This window comes from Umezawaea endophytica, from assembly GCF_025061645.1.
In the GTDB taxonomy this organism is placed as follows: domain Bacteria; phylum Actinomycetota; class Actinomycetes; order Mycobacteriales; family Pseudonocardiaceae; genus Umezawaea; species Umezawaea endophytica.
Genome location: NZ_JANYMP010000009.1, coordinates 100,457 through 124,792, shown reverse-complemented (window position 1 = coordinate 124,792; position 24,336 = coordinate 100,457). Strand labels below are relative to the sequence as shown.

The following is a 24,336-nucleotide window of genomic DNA, read 5'->3' as shown; positions in this document are numbered from 1 at the left end:
GTGGAGCGCTCCACGACGACCACCACCGTCCGCGCCACCAGCGGCGCGGGGTTGCTGTACGGCTTCCACCACGTCGTGCGCAAGGGCGGAGCCGCGTTCACCGGCACGTGGACCGAGGAGGTCGCGCCCCGGCAGTCGATCCGGATGCTCGACCACTGGGACAACGTCGACGTGCACCCCGTGATGGGCCAGGTCGAACGCGGCTACGCGGGCGGTTCCCTGTTCTACGACAACGGCGTGGTCCGCGCCGATCTCAGCCGGGTCGCCGCGTACGCGCGGCTGCTCGGCTCGATCGGGATCAACCGGGTGAGCCTCAACAACGTCAACGTGCACCGCACCGAGGCGCGGCTGCTGACGGACCTGCTGCCCGACGTCGTCCGGCTGGCCGCGGTGTTCCGCCCGCACGGGATCAGGGTGAGCCTGTCGGTGAGCTTCGCCGCGCCGATGACGCTCGGCGGTCTGGGCACGTCCGACCCGCTCGACCCCGAGGTCCGGGACTGGTGGGAGCGCACGACAGCGGCCGTATACGCGGCGATCCCCGACTTCGCGGGCTACGTCGTCAAGGCCGACTCCGAGGGCCAGCCGGGGCCGTTCGCCTACGGCCGCGACCACGCCGACGGGGCGAACCTGCTGGCACGGGCCTTGAAACCGTTCGGTGGCACGGTGTTCTGGCGCGCGTTCGTGTACAACCACCGCCAGGACTGGCGCGACCGCTCCACGGACCGGGCGCGCGCCGCGCACGACCACTTCGCCCCGCTGGACGGCCGCTTCGACGACAACGTGGTCCTCCAGGTGAAGGCCGGACCGCTGGACTTCCAGCCGCGTGAACCGCTGTCGCCGGTGATCGCGTCGATGCCGCGCACCCGGCTGGCGGTCGAGTTCCAGGTGACCCAGGAGTACACGGGGCACCAGAAGCACGTCTGCTACCTCGTGCCGCTGTGGCGCGAGATGCTGGCGTTCCGGCCGGACGAGGACCGCGCGGTCGCCGACATCGCAGGCGGGCGCACGAGCGCGCCGACGGGTGGCGTGGTGGCCGTGTCCAACGTCGGCGACGACCGGTTCTGGACCGGGCACCCGTTGGCGCAGGCCAACCTCTACGGGTTCGGCAGGCTCGCGTGGGACGACCGGCTGACGTCCGAGCAGGTGCTGGACGAGTGGATCGGCCTGACGTTCGCCGATCCGGGCGTCCGGGAAGGCCTGCACCAGGTCATGGACGGCTCCTGGCTCACCTACGAGCGGTACACCGCGCCGCTGGGCGTCGGCTTCATGGTGCGGCCCGGCCACCACTACGGCCCGGACGTCGACGGCTACGAGTACTCCCCCTGGGGCACCTACCACTTCGCCGACCGCGACGGCGTCGGCGTGGACCGCACGCGGGCCACCGGGACCGGTTTCACCGGCCAGTTCCCGGAACCGTGGCGGAACGTCTACGAGTCGCTGGAAACCTGCCCGGACGAACTCCTGCTGTTCTTCCACCACGTCCCGTACGGCCACGTCCTGCGCTCCGGCGCCACGGTCGTCCAGCACATCTACGACACCCACTTCGACGGTAACGACGAGGTGGAGAAAATGGCCGCCACCTGGGCGGGGCAAGAGGGCCGGGTGCCCGCGGCCACGTTCGACCGCGTCACCGACCTGCTCCGCGAGCAACTCCGGTGCGCGGCCGAGTGGCGCGACCAGGTGAACACCTACTTCCGGCGCAAGTCCGGCGTGCCGGACGGGCGGGGTCGGCGGATCTACTGACAGCGCAGCAGGACCACCGCCGCCGGGGCGAGTTCCAGGTCGTCCCCGGCGGCGTGCGCGGTGCCGCGGAGCAGGTCGACGCCGTCGGCCGGGCACGGCACGGTGACCTGGGAACCGCCGTGGTTCAACAGGAACAGGTGCCGCGCGCCCTCCGCCGTGACGCGCTCGGCGACCTCGACGTCCGGCACGTCGGCCAGCGGCCCGGCGAGGCCGTGCTCGTCCAGCACCGACCGCACGACCGCCGCGACGCCGGGGTCGTCGAGCAGGGTCCCCACGTACCAGGCACTTCCGCGCCCCCGTGCCGCACGGGTGACCGCGGGCGTCCCGGCGTAGAAGTCGGCACCGTAGGTCCCGAGCACCTCCGTCGACGGCTCCGGCACGATCACCTCGAACACGTGCCGGGCGTCGTGCTCAACCTCCCCCAGCGCCACCGGGTTCACCACGTCGGGCCGCTGCGCGTCGGTCTCGTCCACCCGCAGCCCGAACAGTCCCGCGAACGGCCCCGGAACGTCGGCCAGGAACGCGTTGTCGTCCTCGTCCACCCGCCCGGACAGCGCCGTGGCCAGAAAGGAGCCACCGCGGTCCACCAGGTCCCACACCCGTTCGGCCAGGTCGTCCTTCACCATGTGCAGCACCGGCGCGACGACCACGTCGTAGCCGCCGAGGTCCGCCGTCACGGGCACCACGTCGAGCGGCACGTTCGCCTGCCACAGCGCACGGTGGTACGCGGCGAGCACGTCGACGTACCGCACGTTGCGGTTCGGCCCGTCAGACATCTCGACGGCCCACCAGCTATCCCAGTCCACCAGCAGCGCGACCCGCGCGGGCGTCCGAGCGCCGAGCACCGCGTCACCGACTCGGGTGAACTCCGCTCCGAGCGCGGCGACCTCGCGGAACACCCGCGTGTCGGTCCGGCCCGCGTGGTCGAGCACGGCGCCGTGGTACTTCTCGCAGGCTCCGCGCGAGTGGCGCATCTGGAAGTACAGGACGGCGTCCGCCCCGTGCGCCACCGACTGCCACGACCACAGCCGCAGCACACCGGGCCGCTTGACGGCGTTGACGTCACGGCTCGCGGTGGTCGACGGCGTCTGCTCCATGACCCAGAAGGGCTTCCCGCCCTTCAGCCCGCGGATCAGCCCGTGCGCCAACGCCATCCGCGCGGCCGTCCGCACGGGGGACGGGTCCTCCGGCGGGTAGTTGTCCCACGACGCGAAGTCCAGGTGCGGGGCCCACCGGTGGTAGTCGACCGGCTGGTACAGCCCCATGAAGTTCGTCGTGACCGGGGTGTCGGCCACGTGCTCGCGGATCGCGGCCTTCTCCGCGACGAACCCGCCGAGCAGCGCGTCGGACATGAACCGCCGGTAGTCCAGGGTGATCCCCTGGAACGCGGTGTGGTTCGGGCCGCGCCAGTGCTCGGACAGCGCGTTCGGCGGCGGGACCTGCTCCCAGTCGGTGAACGTGTGCGACCAGAAGGTCGTGTTCCACGCGTGGTTGAGCCGGTCGAGGCCGCCGTAGCGCTTCCGCAGCCAGTCGTGGAAGGCGGCGCCGCACGCGGGGCACCAGCACGCGCCGCCGTACTCGTTGCCGACGTGCCACGCCACGACCGCCGGGTTGTCCCCGTACCGCCGCGCGAGCCGCCCGGCCAGCGCCACCGACAGCCTGCGGAAGTCCGGATCGGACGGGCACGCGTTGTGCCGCTGGCCGTAGACGTGCCTGCGGCCCTCGAAGTCCACCCGGCACGCGTTCGGGTAGGCGTGCGCCAACCAGGGCGGCATCGCGCCCGTGGGCGTGGCGAGCACGATCCGCCTGCCCTCGGCCGCCGCGCGCTCCACGACCGCGTCCAGCACGTCGAAGTCGTAGCGGTCCTCCGCTGGTTGCAGGTGGGCCCACGCGAACACGCCGACGGTGAGCGTGTCGATGCCCGCCAGCTCGAACGCCTCGTAGTCCCGGTCCCACACCTCCTCCGGCCACTGCTCGGGGTTGTAGTCACCGCCGTAGGCGATCCGCTTCATCCGGTGAACCTCTCGGTGGCGTCGCGCAGCACCGGTTCCGCGGTGCGCAGCAGGAGGTACGTGAAGGGGGAGGCGAGCAGCACGAGGACCCAGTCCGACGTGAGCACCACGATCCCGGCCGCCGCCACGAGCAGCGACAACGTGCCGAGCGCGGCGGCGGGACGGGCTCCGAGGTAGTGGCCCGCCAGCCGGACGAGGTCGCGCGTCCGCAACGACAGCGCGGAGGACAGGACGAGCGCCTGCGCCGACCACAGCAGGATTCCCAGCGCCACCAAGACCAGGAGCAGCCCGTGCGCGGCGGGAACGCCCGCCGCGTCCAGGTTCGCCAGCGTGAAGCCGACCACCGTCAGCGCCACCAGCGTCGGCACCCACCACCGCAGCACGTCGAGCCAGTTGAGCCGGTAGCCGCGCCGGAAGTGCCTGGCCGGGGCCAGGTCCCGGTCGGTGAGGAACACCCGCCAGGCGAAGACCGCCGCCGACAGCGCGGGCGCCACCGGCACGAAGCAGAGGCCGATCAGCGGCGCGTTCCCCTCCCCTCCCGCCAGGAGCACGACCGCCGCCAGCGCCGGGGCCGTCGTGACCACCACCAGCACCTCGATGACGAGCGCCCAGTACACGACGGCCGCCGCGCGGGCCAGGAAGCCCGCGCCGATCTCGGCCGCCGGATCGGGTGCGGGCCTCACCGCTCGTGCTCCGCGACGAGCCGGTCGTCGGAGGCGCCGAGCAGCCGCCGGTCGTCCAGGCCGGTGTGCTCCTGCGGGCGCACCGGCAGCACCTCGACGAACGTGACCTCGTGCCGGGCCAGGGAGAGGCGCAGCTCGACCCGTCCGGCCTCGACCGCGACCGACCGGTGTTCCACCGCCGGGCGGGCGCAGTCGCGCAGCACGTCGAACGTCCTGGTGTCCGGCGAGGCCGGTCTGCCCAGTTCCCGCCACGCGGCGAAGGCGTTGCCGTCGTGCTCGTTCACCCGCTCCCGGCGGACGAACGCGCGCGGACCGCGCAGCGCGAAGGACACCCGGACCTCGTGCCGCTCCCCCGCGTCCGGGCCGTCCGTGCCGCCGACCGGCTGCCACGCCAGCACCGTGACCCGGCCGTCGCCGTCCACGCAGACCAGGTGGTCGTCGCCGCGCGCGAGCACCCAGGCGCCCATCCGGGCCAGGAACGCGTACAGGTGGTAGGTCGGCTTGGGCACCTGGCGGTGGGTCAGCAGGCCGAACCCGCCGTGGAACACCGAGGTGGGCACGTTGTCCTCCTCGAACACGTCGCAGAACGTCCAGTAGGAGTAGGAGTCCGCGAGGTCGAGGCCGCCGACGAGGACGGGCGCCAGGTAGGCGGCGTTGTAGGCCGTGTCGTGGATCGGGTTGTCCGGCCGGTAGGAGGTGTTGAACTCGGTGATGTGCACCGGGAGCCCGGCGAGCCGCGTGCCCGCCAGGTGCTTGCGGGGAGCGTCGAACTGGTCGAGCAACGCGTGCGGCGCGTCCAGCGTCTGGTAGGTGCCGAACGGGATCTGCTGCGCCGGACCGGACGCGTAGGCGTGCCTGCTGACGAAGTCGACCGGCACGTCCCGGCGGGACACGAAGTCGGCGAACGGCGCCCACCAGTCGTCGGCGCCGGGCGACAGCGCGGGACCGCCGACCTGGAGGCCCGCGTCGACGTCCTTGACGGCCCGCGCGGTGGTCTCGTAGAGCCGGAAGTACGCGTCCTGGTCCGCGTCCTTCCAGAAGTTCACCAGGTTCGGCTCGTTCCACACCTCGACGGGCCACGTCCGCACCTCGTCGACGCCGTAGCGGTCGACGAGGTGCAGCAGGACGGCCCGCACCAGCGCGGCCCACTCGGCGTGGTCGCGGGGCGGGGTGATGTTGCCCTTCCACCAGAAGACGGTGTCCTCGCCGGAGGCGAGCGCCGTCGGCATGAAGCCCAGCTCCACGAACGGCCGGATGCCCAGCTCCAGGTAGGTGTCGAACACCTGGTCCAGGTACGTGAACGAGTAGCGCACACCACCGTCCACAGCGGACTTCCGGTGCACGCCCATGTCGTCGGACAGCAGCCCGTGACCGCGGATGTGGCGGAAGCCGATGTCGCGCCGGACGAGCGCCAGCGACTCCCGGTAGTCCGACCGCAGGGCGAGGTTGATCCTCCCGGTGCCCACGCAGTGGCGCCAGGAGTCGGACAGGGGTTTCACGACGGCACTCCTCTGCCTCGGTGCGGTGCGGGCCGGCCGCGGGGACGACCGGCCCGCCGCGGTCAGCCGTTCTTCTGCTTGTACCGCTCGTGCGCGGCGTTGACGAGCTGCGTGTACTGGCCCATCCCCTTGCCGTCCATCTCCTGCACGTAGGCGTCCCACGTGGACAGGTCGCGGTCACCGAGGATGAACTGGAGCGTCGCCTGCTTCATGGAGTCCTTGAGCGGCGTCTCCCAGAGCGTCGCCTGTTCGCGCTCCTCGTCGCTGAACGGGGCGGGTGGCCCCAGCGACAGGCTCTTCTTCCCGGAGATGGCCTTCTGGAAGGCGATCTCCTCCTCGGTGAACATCGACTGGAGCAGTTCGGTGCTGCCCCCGTAGGCGAACACCCCGCCCTGGAAGCCGAAGTCCCTCTGCAACTTCTTCGGGGCGTCGGGGTTCATGCCGCCGAAGCCGATGTCGGCCTTGAGGGCGCGCTTGCCCGACGCGTCCTTGTCGTACGTGGTGCCCTTGACGCCCCACTTGACGAACTCGGCGCCCTCGTCGGAGTACCAGAGCCAGTCGATGAACTGCATCATCGAGACGAACCTGTCGCTCTCCGCGGCCTTCGCGGAGATCATCAGCCCGTTCTCCAGCCGGGACACGCGCAGCACGTCACCCTTGGGACCGGCGGGGACCGGGATCTTCGCGACGGTCGCGCCGGGGATGCCCTTGATGGCCGGGCGGTAGTCGTTGACGATCGTCTGCGCGTTGCTGCTGATCGCGTAGGACTTGCCGGTGGCGAACTTCTGGATCGCGGGCTCGTCCTTCTGCGTGAAGCTCTCGGGGTCCATCAGGCCTTCGGCGACGAGCTTGTGGAAGAACTCGACGAGCTTCTTGTACTCCGGGCTCGTGCCGGTGTACTGGAACTTCTTCGTGCTCTCGTCGAACTGCGCCTGCTCGTAGCCCCAGCCGGCGGTGGTGCCGAACGACTGCGCGGCCACGTTGAGGATGCTGTTGCCCTCGAACCGGTCCGACAGCGGGTAGACGTCCGGGTGCGCGGCCTTGAGCGCCTTGAGGACGCCGTACACCTCGTCCCACGTCTTCGGCGTGGCCAGGCCGAGCCTGGTCAGCTCATCGGTGCGGAACGCGAGGGTGTAGTCCTGCCAGCGCTCCTCGTGCACACCGGGCAGCAGGTAGAACTTGCCGTCCTCCTGGCGCAGCGTGTCGAACTCGGGTTGCAGCTTCCACTTCTCGATCTTGGCCTTCAGGTTCGGCATCAGGTCGAGGTAGTCGCTCACCGCGAGGATCGCGCCGGAGGCGACGAAGGCGTCCTCCTGGTTGGGGTAGGTCTTGGCGATGATCTCCGGCGCGTCCCCCGCGCCGACGACCAGGCTGCGCTTCTGCTCGTAGTCGCTCGACGGCACGATCGTCGGCGTGACCTTCACGCCGGTCCGGCTCGCGATCTCCGACCACAGCAGCCAGTCGTTCTTCACCGGGTAGTTCGGGTGGTCGCTGTAGAGCACGCGGAACTCCACCGGCTGGGTGGCCTTGAACTGGTCACCCGCCTTGAAGTCCGTCATCGCGCCGACCTTCTTGCCCTCCAGGTCGACCCCGCCCGCCGTGCCCTCCTCCTCGCCGCACGCGGTCAAGCCGACCACGAGGCAGGCGGCCGTGAGCGCCGTCAGCACTCGGTTCCACTTCGTTCGCATCGAACTCTCCTCAGGGTGTGACGTCGTCGTCGACGTCCGGAGTGCGAGCTACTGCTTGACCGCGCCGAGCATCACGCCCGACACGAAGTACCGTTGGATGAAGGGGTAGATCGCGAGGACGGGCAGCACCGTGAGCACCATCGTCACGGCCTTGATGTTGGAGTTGACCTGCGCGACGTCGCCCTGCTCGCTGCCCATGGACGCGGCGGTGGTGGCGCCCGCGACCATGTTCCGCAGGTAGACGGTCACCGGGAACAGGTCCGAGCGGTCGAAGTAGAGGAACGCGGAGAACCACGAGTTCCAGTTCGCCACCGCGTAGAACAGGACCATCGTGGCGATCACGGCCTTGGACAGGGGGAGCACGATCCGGAACAGGACGCCGTAGGTGTTGAGGCCGTCGACGGTCGCGGCCTCCTCCAGTTCCTTCGGCAGCCCTTCGAAGAAGGCCTTCATCACCAGCAGGTTGAACACGCTGATCGCGTTGGGCAGCACGACCGCCCAGAGCGTGTTCTTCATGCCCAGCTCGGAGATCAGCACGTAGTTCGGGATCAGGCCGCCGTTGAAGAACATCGTGAACACCGCGATGCCGACGAGCGTGCCGCGTCCCTTCAGGTGGTGCTTGGACAGCACGTACGCGTAGGTCGTCGTCAGCACGAGCGAGATCGCCGTGGCCGTCACCGTGTAGACGACCGTGTTGAGGTAGCTGTTCCAGAACGCCGAGTCCGAGGCGATGATCTCGTAGGTCTTCACGTTGAACCCCTGCGGCAGCAGGTTCACCCGGCCGGTGCGGATCGCCTGCTCGTCGCTGAAGGACTGCGCCACGATGTTGACGAACGGGTAGAGCGTGAGGGCCACGACGACGAGCAGGACGAAGACGTTGACCGCGCGGAAGACCCGGTAGCTCCGCGTGTCCCCGATGCGCGGGGGTCGGACGACCGCGGGCTTCTGCTGGCGTTCGGTGATCACCACAGGCTCGTCCCCACGGTGCGGCGCGAGATCGCGTTGGCGGACAGGACCAGCGCCAGGCCGATGACCGACTCGAACAGGCCGATCGCGGCGGCGTAGCTGAAGTTGTTCGACACCAGGCCGACCCGGTACAGGTACGTGGAGAGCACGTCCGCCGTCGGGTAGGTCAGCGGGTTGTACAGCAGCAGGACCTTCTCGAAGCCCACGGCCATGAACGTGCCGATGTTGAGGATCAGCAGCGTCACCATGGTCGGCCGGATGCCGGGGAGGGTGATGTGCCAGGTCTGCTTCCACCGGTTGGCGCCGTCGATCCGGGCCGCCTCGTAGAGCTGGTCGTCGATGGTCGTCAGCGCGGCCAGGTAGAGGATCGTGCCCCACCCGACGGTCTGCCAGACCTCCGAGGAGACGTAGATCGTGCGGAACCAGTCCGCCCCCTGCATGAAGGCGATCGGTTCACCGCCGAACGCCCCGATGATCTGGTTGACCGTGCCGTCGATCGAGGTCAGTTGCAGCACCATCCCGGCGACGATCACCAGCGACAGGAAGTGCGGCAGGTACGACACCGTCTGCACGAACTGCTTGAACACGCGGGTGCGGACCTCGTTGAGCAGCAGCGCCAGCACGATCGGCAGCGGGAAGCAGAACAGCAGCGTCAGCGCGCCCAGGACGACCGTGTTGCCGAACACCTGCCAGAACGTGGGGTCGTTGAGGAAGATCTTGACGTAGCGCAGGCCCACCCACGTCTCGCCGAAGAGGTTCCCACCCGGCACGAACCGGCGGAAGGCGATCACGTTGCCGAGCATCGGCAGGTAGCGGAACACCAGGAAGAACAGCAGCGGCAGGAGGGCGAGCGAGTAGAGCTGCCAGTCCCGCCGCACCGCGTTGCGCCAGGTGCGCCGCACCCGCTTCGGCGTTCGGTCCTTCGTGGACGGTGCGGGTCGGGTGGCGGGCTCCTTCGTGTCGGTGATCACGCGACCACGACCTCCTGCTCGACCGCGGTCACGACCACCGCGGTGGTCCAGCGCCGGGTGTGGTCGACCTCGCGCAGGGACCCGGTGAGCACCAGGTCCACCTCCGCGTGCGCGTCGGCGCTGGACCGGGACACCAGCAGCCGCACCGCTCCCGGCTCGACGACCCGCCGCCCGTCCCGTCCGGTGAACGCCGTGACGTCGGCGGGGACCCGGAACGAGACCCGCGCGGCGCCTCCCGGTTCGAGCGGCACCCTGGTGTAGCCGACGAGCCGCACGACCGGCCGGGTGACCTGGGCGACGGGGTCGTGCAGGTAGAGCTGCACGACGTCGGCGCCCGCCCGGTCACCGGGGTTGCGCACGTCGAGTTCGACCTCGACGTCGCCGTCCACGGTCCAGGTGGAGCCGGACACCCGCGGCGGCGACCAGGTGAACGTGCCGTAGCCGAGCCCGTGGCCGAAGGGGAACACCGGTGTGGGGTCGACGGTCGACACCTCGGAGCGTCGACCGAGCGGCGCGGACAGGTACGTGCCCGGCTGCCCGGAGGGGTCCGCCGGGATGCCGACGGGCAGCCTGCCCGATGGCGACACCACGCCGGTCAGCACGTCGGCGACGGCCTGACCGCCGAGCTGTCCGGGGAAGAAGGTCTGCACGACCGCGGCGACCTCGCCCGCCAGGTCGCCGATCGCGTACGGCCTGCCGGTGATCAGCACCAGCACCACGGGCGTCCCCGTCGCCGCGACGGCCCGCACGAGGTCGGCCTGCGCGCCGGGCAGGACGAGGGAGGTCGCGTCGCACCCCTCACCCGACGTGCCTCCCCCGAACAGGCCTGCCAGGTCGCCGACGGCCACGACGCAGACGTCCGCTTCCCGTGCCACCGCGACGGCTTCGCCGAAGTCCGCCTCGTCCGACCTCACCTCGCAGCCCCGCGCGTGCGTCACGGTGCCGACCGCTTCGCGCAGCGCCGACAGCACGGTCGGGACCTCCAGGCCGAGCGGGGAGTCCGGGTGGCGCACGCCGATGTGCGCCGGGAACGAATAGCAGCCCAGCAGCCCCACCGGGTCGTCGGCGAGCGGTCCGACGACCGCCACCCGCGCCCCCGCCCGCAACGGCAGCACGTGGTCGTCGTTCGCCAGCAGCACCACGGATTCCCGAGCCAGCCGCAGCGCGACCTCGCGGGACCGCGGCGTGTCCAACTCCACCTCGTCGACGTTGTCCGGCAGGGCGGACCAGTCCGGGTCCAGCAGGCCCAGGTCGACCTTCTGCGCGAGCACGCGCCGCACCGCCCGGTCGACCAGCGCCTCGTCCACGTCACCGCGTTCGACGGCTCGGAGCAGCGGTTCGCCGAAGCAGCGGACCGTCGGCAGTTCGACGTCGACGCCCGCGGTGAGCGCGAGCCCGGCCGCGTCCGCCTCGTCGGCGGCGACCCCGTGCAGCGTCTGGAGGAACTTGACCGAGAAGTAGTCGGACACCACCGTTCCGGAGAACCCCCAGGTGTCGCGCAGCAACCCGGTGAGCAGGTCGCCGTCGGCGGCCGTGGGAACGCCGTCGACCTCGCTGTAGGAGTTCATGACCGACCGCGCGCGACCGTCGCGCACGGCCATCTCGAACGGCGGCAGCACGACGTCCGCGAGTTCCCGCGCGCCGATCGCCACCGGTGCCAGGTTGCGGCCCGCGCGGGACGCCGAGTACCCGGCGAAGTGCTTGAGCGTGGCGACGATCCCCGCGCCCTCCAAGCCGTGGACGTACGCCGTGCCAACGGTTCCTACGAGGTAGGGGTCCTCGCCGATCGTCTCCTCGGTGCGCCCCCAGCGGTAGTCGCGCGTGACGTCGAGGACCGGCGCCAGCCCCTGGTGCACGCCGACCGAGCGCATGGACTCGCCGATGAGGCCCGCCATCTCCGCCACCAGCGCGGGGTCGAAGGACGCGCCCCAGGACAGCGGCGCCGGGTACGTCGTCGCCCGCCAGGCGGCGAACCCGGTCAGGCACTCCTCGTGCACCAGCGCGGGAATCCCGAACCGGCTCGCGGCCACGACCTGCCGCTGTGCCAGCGCCAACAACCGGGCTCCCGCGGCGGGCTCCACCGGCCGGGTGCCGAACGGGCGGGTGAGCTGGCCGAGGCCGAGTGCGACGACGTCCGGCCACGGCACGGGTTCGCCGGTCAGGTCCGACTGGTGCGGCGCCACGGCTCCACCGGACGGGTCGGCCCCCACCCACACCCCGACGAGCTGGGCGAGCTTCTCGCCCAGGGTCATCGCGGCGACGAGCGCGTCCACCCGGTCCGCGGCCGGACGGTGAACGTCCTGCCACACGGGTGTCTCGCCGTCGGCGCCCCCGGTCGTCCTGTCCGTCATCGACCAGGCACCTCCGATCACGTCGTCGTGAAAGTCGAAAGTATCGAGATCAACACCGATACTTAGGTCCGGTGAGGAGACCGTAGGGGGCTGAACGAAGAGCGTCAACAGCTCACCTGGACTAATCGACGCAGCGCCCGACCCGACTATCAGCGCAGCTCTGTTCATATATGTGACCAGGTACCACGCTAAAGATCGCTGGCCTTGGACCGCTTTTACGTTTACGCTCCAGCACCGAAACTTTAGGCCGACGCCGAGGTGCCGAGATCGACGCAGGACAAGGGGTCAGCATGAGCACGCCGCTCGGAACAGGCACCAGCCCGTCGGACGCCGACAACCCCCAGCCCGCCTCCATCGCGTCCATCGCCGCGGAGGCGGGTGTCTCGATCCCCACCGTCTCCAAGGTCCTCAACGGCAGACCGGACGTCGCGGCGGACACGAGGGCGCGCGTCGAGAGCGTCATCGAGCAGCGGCGCTACCGCCGCAGACGGGCCCGCGAGTCGTCCCGGCCCGCGCTCATCGACCTGGTGTTCCACGAGATGCACTCGGCGTGGGCCACCGAGATCATCCGCGGCGTGGAGCAGGCGGCGGCGGCCGAGCGCGCGGCCGTCGTGCTGTCCGAACTGGGAGGCGAACACCGCCCGCGCCGCGAGTGGTTCGACGACCTGCTCACCAGGCGCCCGCTCGGGGTCATCCTCGTGCTGGCGGGCCTGGACGAGGAGCAGCGCAACCAGCTCACCACCCGCACCATCCCGTTCGTCGTGCTGGACACGGCGGGCGAACCGCAGCCGGGCGTCCCCACCGTCGGTTCGGCCAACTGGTCCGGCGGTCTGGCAGCCACCCGCCACCTGATCTCGTTGGGCCACAGCAGGATCGCGGTCATCTCCGGCCCCACGACGATGATGTGCAGCAGGGCGAGGGTCGACGGCTACCGCAGCGCGCTGGACGAGGCGGCCCTCCCGGTCGACCCGGACCTGGTGCGGCACGGCGACTTCTACGTCCACGGCGGGTACGACCACGGCCTGGCGCTGCTGAGCCGCCCGGACCGCCCCACCGCCATCTTCGCGGGCTCGGACTTCCAGGCGCTCGGCGTCATGCGGGCGGCCCGCGAACTCGGCCTCTCCATCCCCGGCGACCTGTCCATCGTCGGCTACGACGACCTGGAGGTCACGGAGTGGATCGGCCCGCCGCTGACCACGGTCCGCCAACCGCTGCGCGACATGGCGACCACCGCGGCCGAGATGGTCTTCACCCTCGCCAGGGGTGAGCGCCCGCGCAACGAGCGCATCGACCTGGCCACCGAGCTGATCGTCCGCGAGAGCACCGCTCCCCCACCATCCTAAGAGGACGAGACGTGGCACTCTTCGACCTTCCCCTGCCAGAGCTGGAGAAGTACCGGCCCACGACTAGGAAACCGCCGGACTTCGACCACTTCTGGACCACCACGCTCGCCGAGGCCGCCAAGCACGACACGCTGGTGGAGGTGACCCCGACGCCCACCGGCCTGGCACTGGTCGACACGTGGGACGTGACCTTCACCGGTTTCGGGGGTCACCCCGTCAAGGCCTGGTACTCCAGGCCCTCCGGCACCGCGGGCCGTCCCCTCCCCGCCGTGGTCGAGTACACCGGCTACGGGCGGGGCCGCGGCCTGCCGATCGAGCGCCTCCTCTGGCCCGCCGCGGGTTACGCCCACCTGCTCGTGGACACCCGCGGCCAGGGCGGCCAGTACGGCAGCGGCGGCGACACCCCGGACCCGGTCGGCTCGGGCCCGTCCGCTCCGGGCTTCCTCACCCGCGGCATCACCAACCCCGGCACGGCCTACCTGCGCCGGCTGCTCACCGACGCGGCCCGCGCGGTGGACGCCGCCGCGGCGCTCCCCGACGTGGACGACACCCGGATCGCCGTGGTGGGCAACAGCCAGGGCGGCGGGCTGGCGATAGCCGCGGCGGGGCTGAACCCCGCGGTGAGCGCCCTGCTCGCCAGTTCCCCGCTGCTGTGCCACGTCGAGCGCAACATCACCATCACCGACGCCCACCCGTACGCCGAGGTCGTGCAGTACCTGGCGGTGCACCGGAATTCGACCGCCGCCGTCCTCAACGCGCTGTCCTACTTCGACGCCGTCAACTTCGCCCCGCGCACCACGGCCCCGGCCCTCTTCGCCACCGGCCTGCGCGACACCATCTGCCCGCCGTCCGGTGTCTTCGCCGCCTTCAACTCGTTGAGCACCGAGGACAAGACCATCGACGTCTACCCGTTCAACCACCACGAGGGCGGCGAAGCCCACCACAACGCCCACCAGCTCGCCTGGCTGCACGACCGCTTCGGCACGTGACCCCAGCCGCCCGGTCACCCGGACGGCCGGGACCCGGCTAGCGCCAGAACGTGTCGCCGACGGCGGCCCGGACGCGGTCCGCCTTGGTGTCCCGCACCGCGCTCCTCGCGCCGGCGGCGAAACCGTCGGCCGGGACGGCGGGACGCGGTTCGTCCGCGCACTCCGACCGCGACGGCGGCAGCACGCCGTGGATCAGGTAGTCGTCGACCTTCTCGGTGACGCACCGGTTCGTGCCGTAGTGCCCGTGCACGCCGCTGTCGCGGACGGAGATCAACTGGTTGCCGAGCTTCGCGGCCATCGCGGGCCCGCTGTCGTACTGGGTGGCGGGATCGCCGTCGGCCTGGATCACCAGGCCCGTGGGATACCCGTCGCGCCGCAACGGGACCAGCTTCTCCGGCGGGGTGAACGAGCGGAACGTGCAGTTGTCCGGCGCCGCGCCGATCACGCCGCTGCCGTTGCCGTCCGAGTACGGGTAGCGCTCGCGGAACGTCCGCATGTCCCGGTGGTAGGTGGCGAGGTCGGTCGGCCAGTCGGCTTCGCAGGTGACCGTGTCGTACACACCGTCGTCGACCTTGACGATGCCCTGTTCCTGGACCAGACCGACCGCGGTGCTCGCGTCGGCCGACACCGCGGTGCCCTCCTCAGCCGCCCGGCGGACCTCGGCGACCACCTCGGCGGTCACGTCCCAGACGGAGCGCGGTTGTGTCGCCCTGGCCAGGAACTGGTCCAGGACGGTGCGGTCGAAGGCCCTGGGCCAGTAGGTGGGCCAGTTCTCCGGCCGCTCCAGGGTGAGCGGGACCGATCGCGTGGCCAGCCGGGCGGCCAGCGCCTCGGTGGTCGCCAGCACCTCCGCCAGGGTCTTGCCCAGGTGGTAGGTGTCGTCCCGCCGCGCGACCCAGGTGGCCCACTGCTCGACGTTGAACCGGGCGGCGACCGACTGCTGCTTGCCCTGTTCCCGCCAGAGCCAGTCCGGGTGCACCGACGAGTCCAGCACGCTGCGGTTCAACCGCCGGGGGAAAAGGCTGCCGTACACCGCTCCGAGGTAGGTGCCGTACGAGTACCCCACGTAGTTGATCTTCGATTCACCCAGCACGGCGCGGATGACGTCCATGTCCCTCGCCGTGTTGGCCGTGTTGATGAACGGGCGGATGCCACCTCCCGCACGACGGCACGCGTCCTCGTGGGCACGGGCGTACTCGGTGTACGCCGCGAACTCCTCGTCTGTGGGCCGGGTGGTGCGCGGCCGCGTGTCGGGGATCCGCTCGCACTTGAGCGCGCTGGACCGGCCGACTCCGCGCGGGTCGAACCCGATCACGTCGAAGTGCTTCGCGAGTTCCGACCCGCGCGTCTGGAGGGGCATGGAGAGCCCGCCCCCGCCGGGACCGCCGGGGTTGAGCAGCACGACCCCCTTGCGCAGCGCGGGATCCGCCGCCTTGATCCGGCTGATCCCGATGCTGAGGCTGCCGTCGCCCGGACGGCGGTAGTCCAGCGGGACGATCACGGTCGCGCACTCCGCCTGCCCCCACTGGCCCTGCCAGGGGTCGAAGACGATGCCCTCGTCCGGTTCCTCGGACGGGTCGAGCGGCGGGCGTTCGGCGCACGCGCGCCACTCGACCCGCTGGTCGGTGAAACCGGCGATCCCGTCGCGAGCGGCGGTGGCGGTGGGGACCACCCCGGCCACCAGCCCGCCGCCGAGCGCGGCCACCACCCCGGCGGTGAACCACCTTCGCCTGTCCCTGCTGGACATTCTCACTCCCTTGTGCCGAATCTGTTGGGGGAAGGGGATTTCACGAGCTCAGCGCGGCCGTCGGCGGTGTTCTCGCCGCCCGGATCGCGGGGTAGAACCCTGCCACGGCGCCGATCACGAGCGTCGACGCGACCGCGGCGGCGATCGTCACCGCGGGCAGGGTGAACGGCCAGTCGTTGACCAGGGCCATCACCCCCGTCACGGCGGTGCCGAGAGCGCACCCGAACACGCCGCCGAGCGCCGAGAGCAGCAGGGCTTCGCCGAGGAACTGCACCAGGACGTGCCACCGCGTCGCGCCGAGCGCTCTTCGCAGCCCGATCTCGCGCCGCCGTTCGAGCACCGAGATGACCATCGTGTTCGCCACGCCGATCCCGCCGACGAGCAGCGCGATCGACCCGAGCCCGACCAGTAGGCCGGTGAAGGCCTGGTTCGCGGCGTTGCGGGCGGCGAGCGCGTCGGACGGCCGCGAGACCTCGACGTCGCTCGGGGACTGCGGGGTGATGGTCGGGCCGAGCAGCGAGCGGACCCGGTCCACCGCCGCGTCGTCCGAGCGCTCGTAGACCGTGGTCGGACTCCCGTCGAAGCCGAACAGCTCCTTCGCGACCGGGCCGCCGATCAGGGCGGCCCGGTCGAGGTCCGGGGCGAGCGGCACGGGGTCGAGGATGCCGACGACCGTGAAGTAGTTGCTCCCCAACCAGATCTGCGTTCCGGGGGAGACCACGCCGAGGCGTTCGGCGGCGGCGTGCCCGAGGACGACCGCGGGGAAGCCGGAGGTCGCGGGGTTCAGCCAGTCGCCGCTCCGCACGCTGCCCGACACCACGCGCAGCAGCGCGTCGTCCGCGACCGTGGTCGTGATCCCGCCCGTCGCGTCGGGGTCCGACAGCGGGCTGCGGAACACCGGGACGGACAGCACGGCGATGCTGCTCACCGACTGGACGCCGTCGATCCTGCCGATCTTCCCGACCGCGTCGGCGGGCAGGGTCGTGGCCTTCCCCAGCAGGCTCTTGCCCGGCGTCGCGGTCAGCAGGTTGGTGCCGAGCCGGTCGAGTTCGTCGTTCAGCCGCGCCTGGCTCGACGCCGAGATCCCGACGACGGCGATCATCGCGGCGATGCCGATCGCGATGCCGAGCGCCGACAGGACCGCGCGCGTCGGCCGCGCGCGGAGCCCGGTCGTGCCGAGTCGGAGCACGTCGCGGCCGAGCAGCCGCGAGCGGGCGCGCGGCGGTGCGAGCGCCGTGCTCATGCCGCCACCCCCGGCTCCGCGAAGTCGTCGACCACGCGGCCGTCCCTGATCGAGATCCGCCTGGGCAGCGTCTCGGCCAGCTCGACGTCGTGGGTGATGACGACGACGGTCGTGCCCTGCCGGTTCAGCTCGTGGAGGAGTTCGACGACGGCGGCGCCCGACGCCGAGTCGAGGTTGCCGGTCGGCTCGTCGGCCAGGAGCAGCGGCGGGTCGCCGACGACGGCGCGCGCGATGGCGACCCGCTGGCGTTCACCGCCCGACAACTGGTTCGGCCGGTGGCCGAGGCGGTGCGAGAGGCCGACACGACCCAGCGCGGTGACCGCCCGGCGGCGGCGTTCGGCGCGCGGGACCCCCGTGTAGAGGAGCCCGTCCGCCACGTTGTCGACGGCGGTCACGCCTTCGGCGAGGTGGAACTGCTGGAACACGAACCCGATCCGGTGCGCCCGCAGCGCCGACAGGGCGCGGTCGTCCAGGTCGGCCACGGCCAGCCCGTCGATGCGCGCGACGCCCCCGGTCGGGCGGTCGAGCGTGCCGATGATGTTCAGCAGCGTCGACTTGCCGGACCCGCTCGGTCCGACGATGGCGACGAGCTCGCCCCGCTCCACCGTGAGCGTGACACCCGCGCACGCGAGCACCGGCGGCTCGCCGTAGGAGCGCTGGACGTCCTCGAGCGAGATGATCGCGTTCATCGCTTCGGCACCACCACTCGCTGACCGGCCTCCAGGCCGTCACCGGAGACCTCGACCCGGCCGCCCGCGAACAACCCGGTCTTCACGGCGACCTTCCGCGTCGTGCCGTCGGCCTGGACGACCTCGACCCCGAACTCGTCCGGGCTGATCGCGAGCAGCGCGCCGACCGGGACGGACAGGACGTCCTCCCGCCGCGCGCTCGGCACGCTGACGGTGACCGACGCCTCCTGGAGCGACCCGGCCGCCGCCGGGTCGTCGAGCGTGACGACGACCGGGATGACCGTCTCCTTCTGCTCCCCCGCGCCGGGCTTCTCGGTGGGCGTCCCGACGGAGGAGAAGGTCCCGGTGGTCCTGGTGCCGCCGGGCAGGTTCAGGCCGACCTTCGCCCCGACGACCGCGAGCTGCTGGTTGGCGAGCTTGAGCGTCGCGTCGACGATCCGGGTCGTGGCCGTCGTGGCGAACAGCTCGCCCCCCTGGCCCGTCTGGTCGCCCACCTTCGCCTTGACCGTGCCGATCCGGAGGTCGCCGCCGGAGAACAGCACCGAACCGAGCGGAAGGCGGCCGGTGACGGCGAGACCGTTCGCCTTCTGCCACCGCTGGATCGCGTCGGTGGTGAACCAGGAGAACTCCTGGTCCGGCGGCTTGGTGAAGAAACCCAGGTCACGCAGGCTCTCCTCGAGCTGCTGCACGTCGGGTCCCTTGTCCATCCCGGACTCGAAGTCGCGCCACGCGGGCATCCCGCCGCGCAGCAGGAAGACCGGGACGTTGTCGACGGCGTACAGCTCGCCGCCGAACGTCACGACCGCGCCCGGCGTCGGCAGCCCGGTGACCACCCCGCCGCGGCCGGACTGGATCGTGCGCGCGTCGGCGAACCGCAGGGTGCCGGACGTGCTCGTGCTGCTTTCGAGGTCACCCCTCGAGACCTCGTCGGTGGCACCTCGGAAGGTCTGCGCGGTGTCGTCCCCACGGTCGCCCGCGCCGACCGTGGCGACGATCGCGACCCCCGATCCGACGGCGGCGACGACCACGGCCGCGGCGAGGCCGACGACGAGGCGACGTCGTGAGCGCCGGGGTTGGTCCGGCGTCCCGACTTCCGGCGGGTGCTCGGCCACGTCGGACATCACTTGAGCCCCGTGCGGCCCACGACGCCGTTGGGCGCGCAGGTCGTCAGCACCTCTTCGGGCGCGTTCTGCGGGATGTCCATGGGCGCGTTCGCCGAGGGGTCCTTCACGTCGACGCCGTGCTCGCGCAGGCACTTCGCGATCTTGAGCTGGTCGGCCAGCAGTTCCTCGTCGGACTTCCCCTTGTCGCCGCCCTCGCGAGGGGGCGGGTTGCCGACCTTCTCCCGGCACTTCTCCGCCGCCTCGGTGAACGCGGTCATGTCACCGCCGTTGTCGACCTTGAGGCCGCCGTCGGCGCCGGGGTCGGGCATGTTCACGCCCTGCTCGCGCATGCAGCCGGACAGCGCGAGCTGGAACTCCTCGAACGACTCGTACTGCCGCTTCCCCTCGGACGTGGACGAGCTGGTCGTCGGTTTCGCGGCGGTGTCGGCCGTTCCGCACGCCCCCAGCAGCGAGACGAGCAGGGGGACGGCCGCGACGGCGGCGAGGGTCGAGGTCCAGTTCCTGGCCATGTGGACGCTCCTTCGGTGTCGGACCGCGGCGGTAGTGCCGCGGACGCCGAGCAGTCGACCAACCGGCCCGTTCCCGTGACGTTCAGGAAATCGTTTATGAATCCCGAACAGGCGGTGTGGTTGCCTGGGGCGTCCCGGAACAGGCAGAGGAGCACCCGCATGCGCGTCCTGATCGTCGAAGACGAGCCGTACCTCGCCGACGCGATCCGCATCGGACTCCGCCGTGAGACCATCGCCGCCGACGTCGTCCACGACGGCACGACGGCGCTGGAGTCCATCGCCGTCAACGACTACGACGTCGTCGTGCTCGACCGCGACCTGCCCGGTGTGCACGGCGACGAGGTCTGCAAGATCATCGCCGCCGACCACCCGCTGGTGCGCGTGCTCATGCTCACCGCCGCCCGCACCCTCGGCGACCGCGTGGGCGGCTTCGAACTCGGCGCCGACGACTACCTGATGAAACCGTTCGAGTTCCCGGAACTCGTCGCCAGGCTGCGCGCGCTCGAACGCCGCACGCAGCCCGCACGACCGCCCGTGCTGGAGTCGAACGGCGTCAGGCTGGACGCGTTCCGCCGCGAGGTCTACCGCGAGGGCAGGCTGGTCCGGCTGAGCAGGAAGGAGTTCGCCGTGCTCCAGGTACTCATGAACGCCGAGGGCGGGGTGCTGAGCGCGGAGGTGCTGCTGGAGAAGGCGTGGGACGCGAACGCCGACCCGTTCACCAACACGACGCGGGTCACCATCTCGAACCTCCGCAAGCGCTTGGGCGAACCGTGGGTCATCCAGACCGTCCCCGGTTCCGGCTACCGGTTCGGGGCCTGACGTGCGCCGCTCGGGGGACCGCAGGCTGCCGATCCGCGTCCGGCTGACGTTGAGCTACGCGGGCATGGTCACCGGCTGCGGCGCGGTCTTCGTCCTGGTCGTCTACCTCTTCATGCGCTTCGTGCCGAGCTACCTGATCGCCAAGGACCCGGTGGTGCTGGACCCGTCGCAGATGGGCAGGACCAGCCCCGTCAAACCCGACGGGATCGCGATCACGAACCCGACCGAGTTCCTGGACGTGCTGCTGGTCATCTCGGTGGTCGGGCTGGTGCTGCTCGCGGCCGTCAGCGGGGTCGTCGGCTGGGTCGTCGCGGGTCGGATCATCAAACCGCTCGCGGTCATCAACGCCGCCGCCACCCGCGCCGCGACCGGCGACCTCGACCACCGGGTGGGGCTGGAGGGTCCGAGGGACGAGATCCGCGACCTCTCCGACACGTTCGACCGCATGCTGGTGTCCCTGCAACGCGCGTTCGCGACGCACCGCCGCTTCGCCGCGAACGCGTCGCACGAGCTGCGCACCCCGTTGGCCACCACGAAGACGATGATCGACGTCACCCTGGCCAACCCGGACGCGGACGCGGGCGAACTCCGCGCGCTGGCCGAACGCGTGCGGGAGGTGAACCAGGCGAGCATCGAGACGGTGAACGCGCTCCTCGACCTCGCGGACGTGGACAGCGGAACGCTCGCGCGCAGACCGGTCGACCTCGCACCGATCGCCGCCGCCGTCGTGCGGGAACTCTCGGCCGAGGCCAGGTCCGGCGGCATCGACCTGTCCGCCCCGACCGGCACGACGACCGCCGTGGGCGACCCCGTGCTGATCCGCCAGGCCATCTCAAACCTCGCCCGCAACGCCGTGCGCCACAACAGGTCCGGCGGCAACGCGAACGTACGGCTCTCCGCCCACAACGGATCGGCGCGCGTCACCGTCACCAACACCGGCCCACCCGTGTCCCCCGCGGCCCTGGAATCGCTCACCGAACCGTTCGTCCGAGGAGCGGGCCGCGCCCTCACCCGCGGATCGGGCCACGGACTGGGCCTGGCGATCGTCTCCGGCGTGGCACTCGCCCACGACGGCGCACTACGCCTCCACCCCAACCCGACCGGCGGCCTGACCGTCCACCTCGATCTCCCACACGCCGCCGCGGCGGGCTAGGGATGCCTACCCGGCCGAGCGCGGCAACGGGTACTTCAGCTCGCTGCTGTCCACAGTGGGCCTGATGCGGCCGCAGGGGAACACGCGGAAGCCCCCCACCGTCACGAGCTGATGACCGCCTCCTCGGCCGAGGCATTGCCAGGGTACCTACTGGCTTCGTTCCGCTTCGAGCAGGCGCCGCTCCACCATGCTTGCCTGGGGCATGTCGATCTCCTGAAAGATGCGCGCCGCCGCGTGCCAGAGAGATCGCGCCCCTACGAGGTCGCCGCTGCCTTGACAAGCCTGCGCGAGAATGTCCAGCGCCACCGCCTCCCAACGCGGAGACCCCAACTCCTGGAACGCTTCCAATCCGACCTGCGCGGTGCGAGAAGCGTCCGCATGGCTCCCGCGGCGCAGGTGGTACTGGGCAAGGCTCATGCGCGCGGTTGCCAGGAACACCTGCTGCCGCAGTTCTTCGGCACCTGCCGCGCTCCGGTCGATCCAGGTCTTCGCTTCGTCGAGGTCACCGTGCCGAGCTTGGCCCCACGCGATCGCGTCCACGACGAGCGCCACGCAGAAGCGGTCGCGGAGTTCGGTGAACATCCGCAGCGCGCTTTCGAAAGCCTTCATGGCCTGGTCGAGGTGACCTTCGTCGGCGTGCAACTCGCCGATGTTCCAAAGCGTCAACGCGAACTTCCGGACATCGCCGATGTGCTCGAACACCGCCGTCGCCACTTGGAAACGCTCCAGCGCGAGTTCTCTGCGTCCGCAGATCGAATGCACGATACCGATGTGCCGGGCCGTGTTCGCGTCCCACATCGTGTCGCCGAGTTCGCGGAAGATCTCGCCGCACTCGCCGAAGCACTCCATCGCGTCGGCCCATCGCGATTTGAGGTGGTAGACGTCACCGAGGCTGACAAGGGTGATCGCCGTCTGCCTACGATGCCCATGCGCACGGAGCACTGGCAAGGCTTCCAGGAACGCTGTGACAGCGGCATCCCATCTGGCCTGTGTTCGGTAGACACCTCCGATCGTGGACAACGCGTACGCCTCGCCGAGCTCGTCGCCCAGATCGACGTAGAGCCCCTTCGCCTCAACCATGTGCCGGAGAGCGCCGGTCCTGTCTCCCAGGAAACGGTGAGCCTCACCAAGCCGGAGCAACGTCGCGGCGCAGAGCCCAAACTCACCCTCCTGCCGGAAGATCTCGACACTCTCGAGCAGATCCGCCTTGGCTGCCTGGCGTCGTCCCGTGTACATCCTCAGGTCACCTCGGCGGCGCAACATGATCGCTTCCGCCCTGCCGTTGCCCGCACACCTCGCCGCGGCCAAGCCCGGCTCGACCACGCGTTCCCACTCCGCCCACAGGCTCGAAATCTCGAGCAGCGGGATCAACACCTCGCACAGTCGCCACGTCTGTTCCCACAGCTCGAACCGCGCGGCCAACTCCACCGCGTCAACGAGGTTGAGGACCTCCTCCGCGAACCACTTCGCCGGATCGCTCCGCACCGCCTGAAGCGCGTGGGTATCCGCGCTTGCCCCGACATGGTGACGAACGACCTCGGTGGCGTCGGTGGGCTCGTAAGCCTCCAGGGCGTTCGCGGTGAGTTCGACGTAGTCGCGGATCAACCGTTCGACCGCACAGGCCTGGTCTTCGAAGGTGTCCTCCGCGGCCGAGACATCTCTCGCATACGCGCGCACGAGATCATGGAAGCGGTAGCGGAACCGTCCGTCAGTGCTTTCCGCCACGACTTCGAGCAAGTGAGCCGCATCGAGGAGGTCTACGGTCGCCTCGGATTCGTCGGGTGAGATCGCGAGGAGCGGTGCGACCACCCAGTCCGCGAAGTCGTCAGCGCCGATCAACCCGAGAAGGCGGAACGCGCGCTGTTCCCGATCGCCGATGCTGTTCCGATAGCTGAGGCTGAAACACGCACGCACGTCGAGGTCCCCGACCGCGAGCGCACCAAGTCGTCGTGTCTCGTCTCGGAGGAGATCGCCGAGACGGCGCAGCGGCCACCTCGGTTTCGCCGCCAAGCGCGCTCCGCAGATCCTGAGCGCCAACGGGAGTCCGCCGCACAACTCGACAAGCGACCTGGCCTCCGGCAACTCTGCGGCTACTCGTTCAGCGCCAACGAGCTGGCCGAGCAGATCGACGCCTTCCGATTCGCTCATGAAGTCCAGCGGTATCTTCCGGGTGCTCTCCAGAGCGGCCAGGGACGAGCGGCTGGTGACCACGGCGACCGCGTGGGGAGCACCCGGAAGCAGCGGTAGCACCTGGGCCTCGTTCGCCGCGTTGTCGAGCAGAATGATCATTCGTTTGCCCGCGATCCGGGTGCGGTAGAGTGCCGCGCGCTCGTCCAGTCCCAACGGGATCGACTGACCGTCCACGTGCAGAGCCCGGAGGAACTCGCCGAGCACGTCCTCCGGTGCCCGCACCTGGTCCGCGTGGTCGACACCGCGCAGGTTCACGTAGAGCTGGCCGTCGGGAAAGCGGTCTTGAACCAGGTGTGCGACGTGGATCGCGAGCGCGGTCTTCCCGATGCCGCCCTGACCGGTGACCGTCGAGATGACGATCGCCCTGGATTCACCGGTCAACGCCTGCTCGATGAACGAGCACAACCTCTCGACATCGGCGCCGCGTCCGGTGAACCCGTCGATGTCGTGCGGGAGTTGTCGAGGAACGGTGACGACGCCGTGGTCGTGGAAGTGCAAACCGCCCGCGATCGACTTCGCTTGCACCAAGATCCCGTGCACATCGCCGTGCACGAGATTGACCCCGTCGTGCGACGAATCATCATCGAGCATCGGCCGATTATCACCACTCAGGAGCA

The 24,336-nt window shown here is 70.6% G+C and carries 18 protein-coding genes; 5 read left to right on the top strand and 13 right to left on the bottom strand.

The window, feature by feature from the left end; all coding sequences use genetic code 11:
• A partial coding sequence (locus NZH93_RS20390) for an alpha-glucuronidase (RefSeq protein WP_259624732.1) occupies positions 1 to 1,743 on the top strand: 1,743 nt, incomplete at its 5' end.
• Here the strand turns inward: NZH93_RS20390 and NZH93_RS20385 are convergent.
• From NZH93_RS20385 to NZH93_RS20355, 7 genes are all read right to left on the bottom strand, one after another.
• The gene (locus NZH93_RS20385; protein ID WP_259624731.1) at positions 1,737 to 3,755 is read right to left on the bottom strand and encodes a beta-galactosidase; all 2,019 of its coding nucleotides are present in this window, start codon (positions 3,753 to 3,755) and stop codon (positions 1,737 to 1,739) included. The genes NZH93_RS20390 and NZH93_RS20385 overlap by 7 nt on opposite strands.
• Entirely contained in the window at positions 3,752 to 4,438 is a 687-nt protein-coding gene (locus NZH93_RS20380; protein ID WP_259624730.1) for a glycosyl transferase, read from the bottom strand. The genes NZH93_RS20385 and NZH93_RS20380 overlap by 4 nt, the downstream gene beginning before the upstream one ends.
• Entirely contained in the window at positions 4,435 to 5,937 is a 1,503-nt protein-coding gene (locus NZH93_RS20375) for a GH39 family glycosyl hydrolase (protein WP_259624729.1), read from the bottom strand. Before NZH93_RS20375 ends, NZH93_RS20380 begins: the two co-directional genes overlap by 4 nt.
• Positions 5,938 to 5,999: 62 nt before the next feature.
• A complete protein-coding gene (locus tag NZH93_RS20370) occupies positions 6,000 to 7,625 on the bottom strand; it encodes an ABC transporter substrate-binding protein (protein WP_259624728.1) in 1,626 nt (541 codons plus the stop codon).
• A 48-nt stretch (positions 7,626 to 7,673) separates the two neighbouring features.
• Positions 7,674 to 8,591: a carbohydrate ABC transporter permease gene (locus NZH93_RS50745; RefSeq protein WP_259624727.1), complete on the bottom strand. Its 918-nt coding sequence runs from the start codon at positions 8,589 to 8,591 to the stop codon at positions 7,674 to 7,676.
• Positions 8,588 to 9,562: an ABC transporter permease gene (locus NZH93_RS20360; protein WP_259624726.1), complete on the bottom strand. Its 975-nt coding sequence runs from the start codon at positions 9,560 to 9,562 to the stop codon at positions 8,588 to 8,590. Before NZH93_RS20360 ends, NZH93_RS50745 begins: the two co-directional genes overlap by 4 nt.
• Positions 9,559 to 11,913 carry a beta-xylosidase/alpha-l-arabinosidase gene (locus NZH93_RS20355; RefSeq protein WP_259624725.1) on the bottom strand — a complete coding sequence of 785 codons (2,355 nt, stop codon included), beginning with the start codon at positions 11,911 to 11,913 and terminating at the stop codon, positions 9,559 to 9,561. The genes NZH93_RS20360 and NZH93_RS20355 overlap by 4 nt, the downstream gene beginning before the upstream one ends.
• A 290-nt stretch (positions 11,914 to 12,203) precedes the next feature.
• Here NZH93_RS20355 and NZH93_RS20350 point away from each other — a divergent pair, with 290 nt between their 5' ends.
• Both NZH93_RS20350 and NZH93_RS20345 read left to right on the top strand, forming a co-directional pair.
• Complete coding sequence (locus NZH93_RS20350) at positions 12,204 to 13,256, top strand: LacI family DNA-binding transcriptional regulator (RefSeq protein ID WP_259624724.1); 1,053 nt, start codon at positions 12,204 to 12,206, stop codon at positions 13,254 to 13,256.
• 11 nt (positions 13,257 to 13,267) lie between these two features.
• Positions 13,268 to 14,245, top strand: coding sequence for an acetylxylan esterase (locus NZH93_RS20345; protein WP_259624723.1), 978 nt, complete (start codon positions 13,268 to 13,270; stop codon positions 14,243 to 14,245).
• Between the two features lie 37 nt (positions 14,246 to 14,282).
• On the opposite strand, the gene NZH93_RS20340 is transcribed toward NZH93_RS20345, so the two are convergent.
• The 5 genes from NZH93_RS20340 to NZH93_RS20320 are packed head-to-tail and all read right to left on the bottom strand — an operon-like array spanning position 14,283 to position 19,557.
• The gene (locus NZH93_RS20340; RefSeq protein ID WP_259624722.1) at positions 14,283 to 15,992 is read right to left on the bottom strand and encodes an alpha/beta fold hydrolase; all 1,710 of its coding nucleotides are present in this window, start codon (positions 15,990 to 15,992) and stop codon (positions 14,283 to 14,285) included.
• Between the two features lie 40 nt (positions 15,993 to 16,032).
• The gene (locus NZH93_RS20335; RefSeq protein ID WP_259624721.1) at positions 16,033 to 17,235 is read right to left on the bottom strand and encodes an ABC transporter permease; all 1,203 of its coding nucleotides are present in this window, start codon (positions 17,233 to 17,235) and stop codon (positions 16,033 to 16,035) included.
• Positions 17,232 to 17,924 carry an ABC transporter ATP-binding protein gene (locus NZH93_RS20330; RefSeq protein ID WP_259624720.1) on the bottom strand — a complete coding sequence of 231 codons (693 nt, stop codon included), beginning with the start codon at positions 17,922 to 17,924 and terminating at the stop codon, positions 17,232 to 17,234. The genes NZH93_RS20335 and NZH93_RS20330 overlap by 4 nt, the downstream gene beginning before the upstream one ends.
• Complete coding sequence (locus tag NZH93_RS20325) at positions 17,921 to 19,045, bottom strand: peptidoglycan-binding protein (protein ID WP_259624719.1); 1,125 nt, start codon at positions 19,043 to 19,045, stop codon at positions 17,921 to 17,923. The genes NZH93_RS20330 and NZH93_RS20325 overlap by 4 nt, the downstream gene beginning before the upstream one ends.
• Positions 19,045 to 19,557 (bottom strand): hypothetical protein, encoded by a 513-nt coding sequence (locus tag NZH93_RS20320; RefSeq protein ID WP_259624718.1) that lies wholly within the window; start codon positions 19,555 to 19,557, stop codon positions 19,045 to 19,047. The genes NZH93_RS20325 and NZH93_RS20320 overlap by 1 nt, the downstream gene beginning before the upstream one ends.
• Positions 19,558 to 19,716: 159 nt before the next feature.
• On the opposite strand from NZH93_RS20320, the gene NZH93_RS20315 reads away from it, so the two are divergent.
• Both NZH93_RS20315 and NZH93_RS20310 read left to right on the top strand, forming a co-directional pair.
• Positions 19,717 to 20,376 carry a response regulator transcription factor gene (locus NZH93_RS20315; protein WP_259624717.1) on the top strand — a complete coding sequence of 220 codons (660 nt, stop codon included), beginning with the start codon at positions 19,717 to 19,719 and terminating at the stop codon, positions 20,374 to 20,376.
• 1 nt (position 20,377) lies between these two features.
• The gene (locus NZH93_RS20310; RefSeq protein ID WP_259624716.1) at positions 20,378 to 21,529 is read left to right on the top strand and encodes a sensor histidine kinase; all 1,152 of its coding nucleotides are present in this window, start codon (positions 20,378 to 20,380) and stop codon (positions 21,527 to 21,529) included.
• Positions 21,530 to 21,676: 147 nt separating this feature from the next.
• Here the strand turns inward: NZH93_RS20310 and NZH93_RS20305 are convergent, their stop codons facing one another.
• Positions 21,677 to 24,310, bottom strand: a complete 2,634-nt coding sequence (locus tag NZH93_RS20305; RefSeq protein WP_259624715.1) for an ATP-binding protein — start codon at positions 24,308 to 24,310, stop codon at positions 21,677 to 21,679.
• Positions 24,311 to 24,336 lie beyond the last annotated feature (26 nt).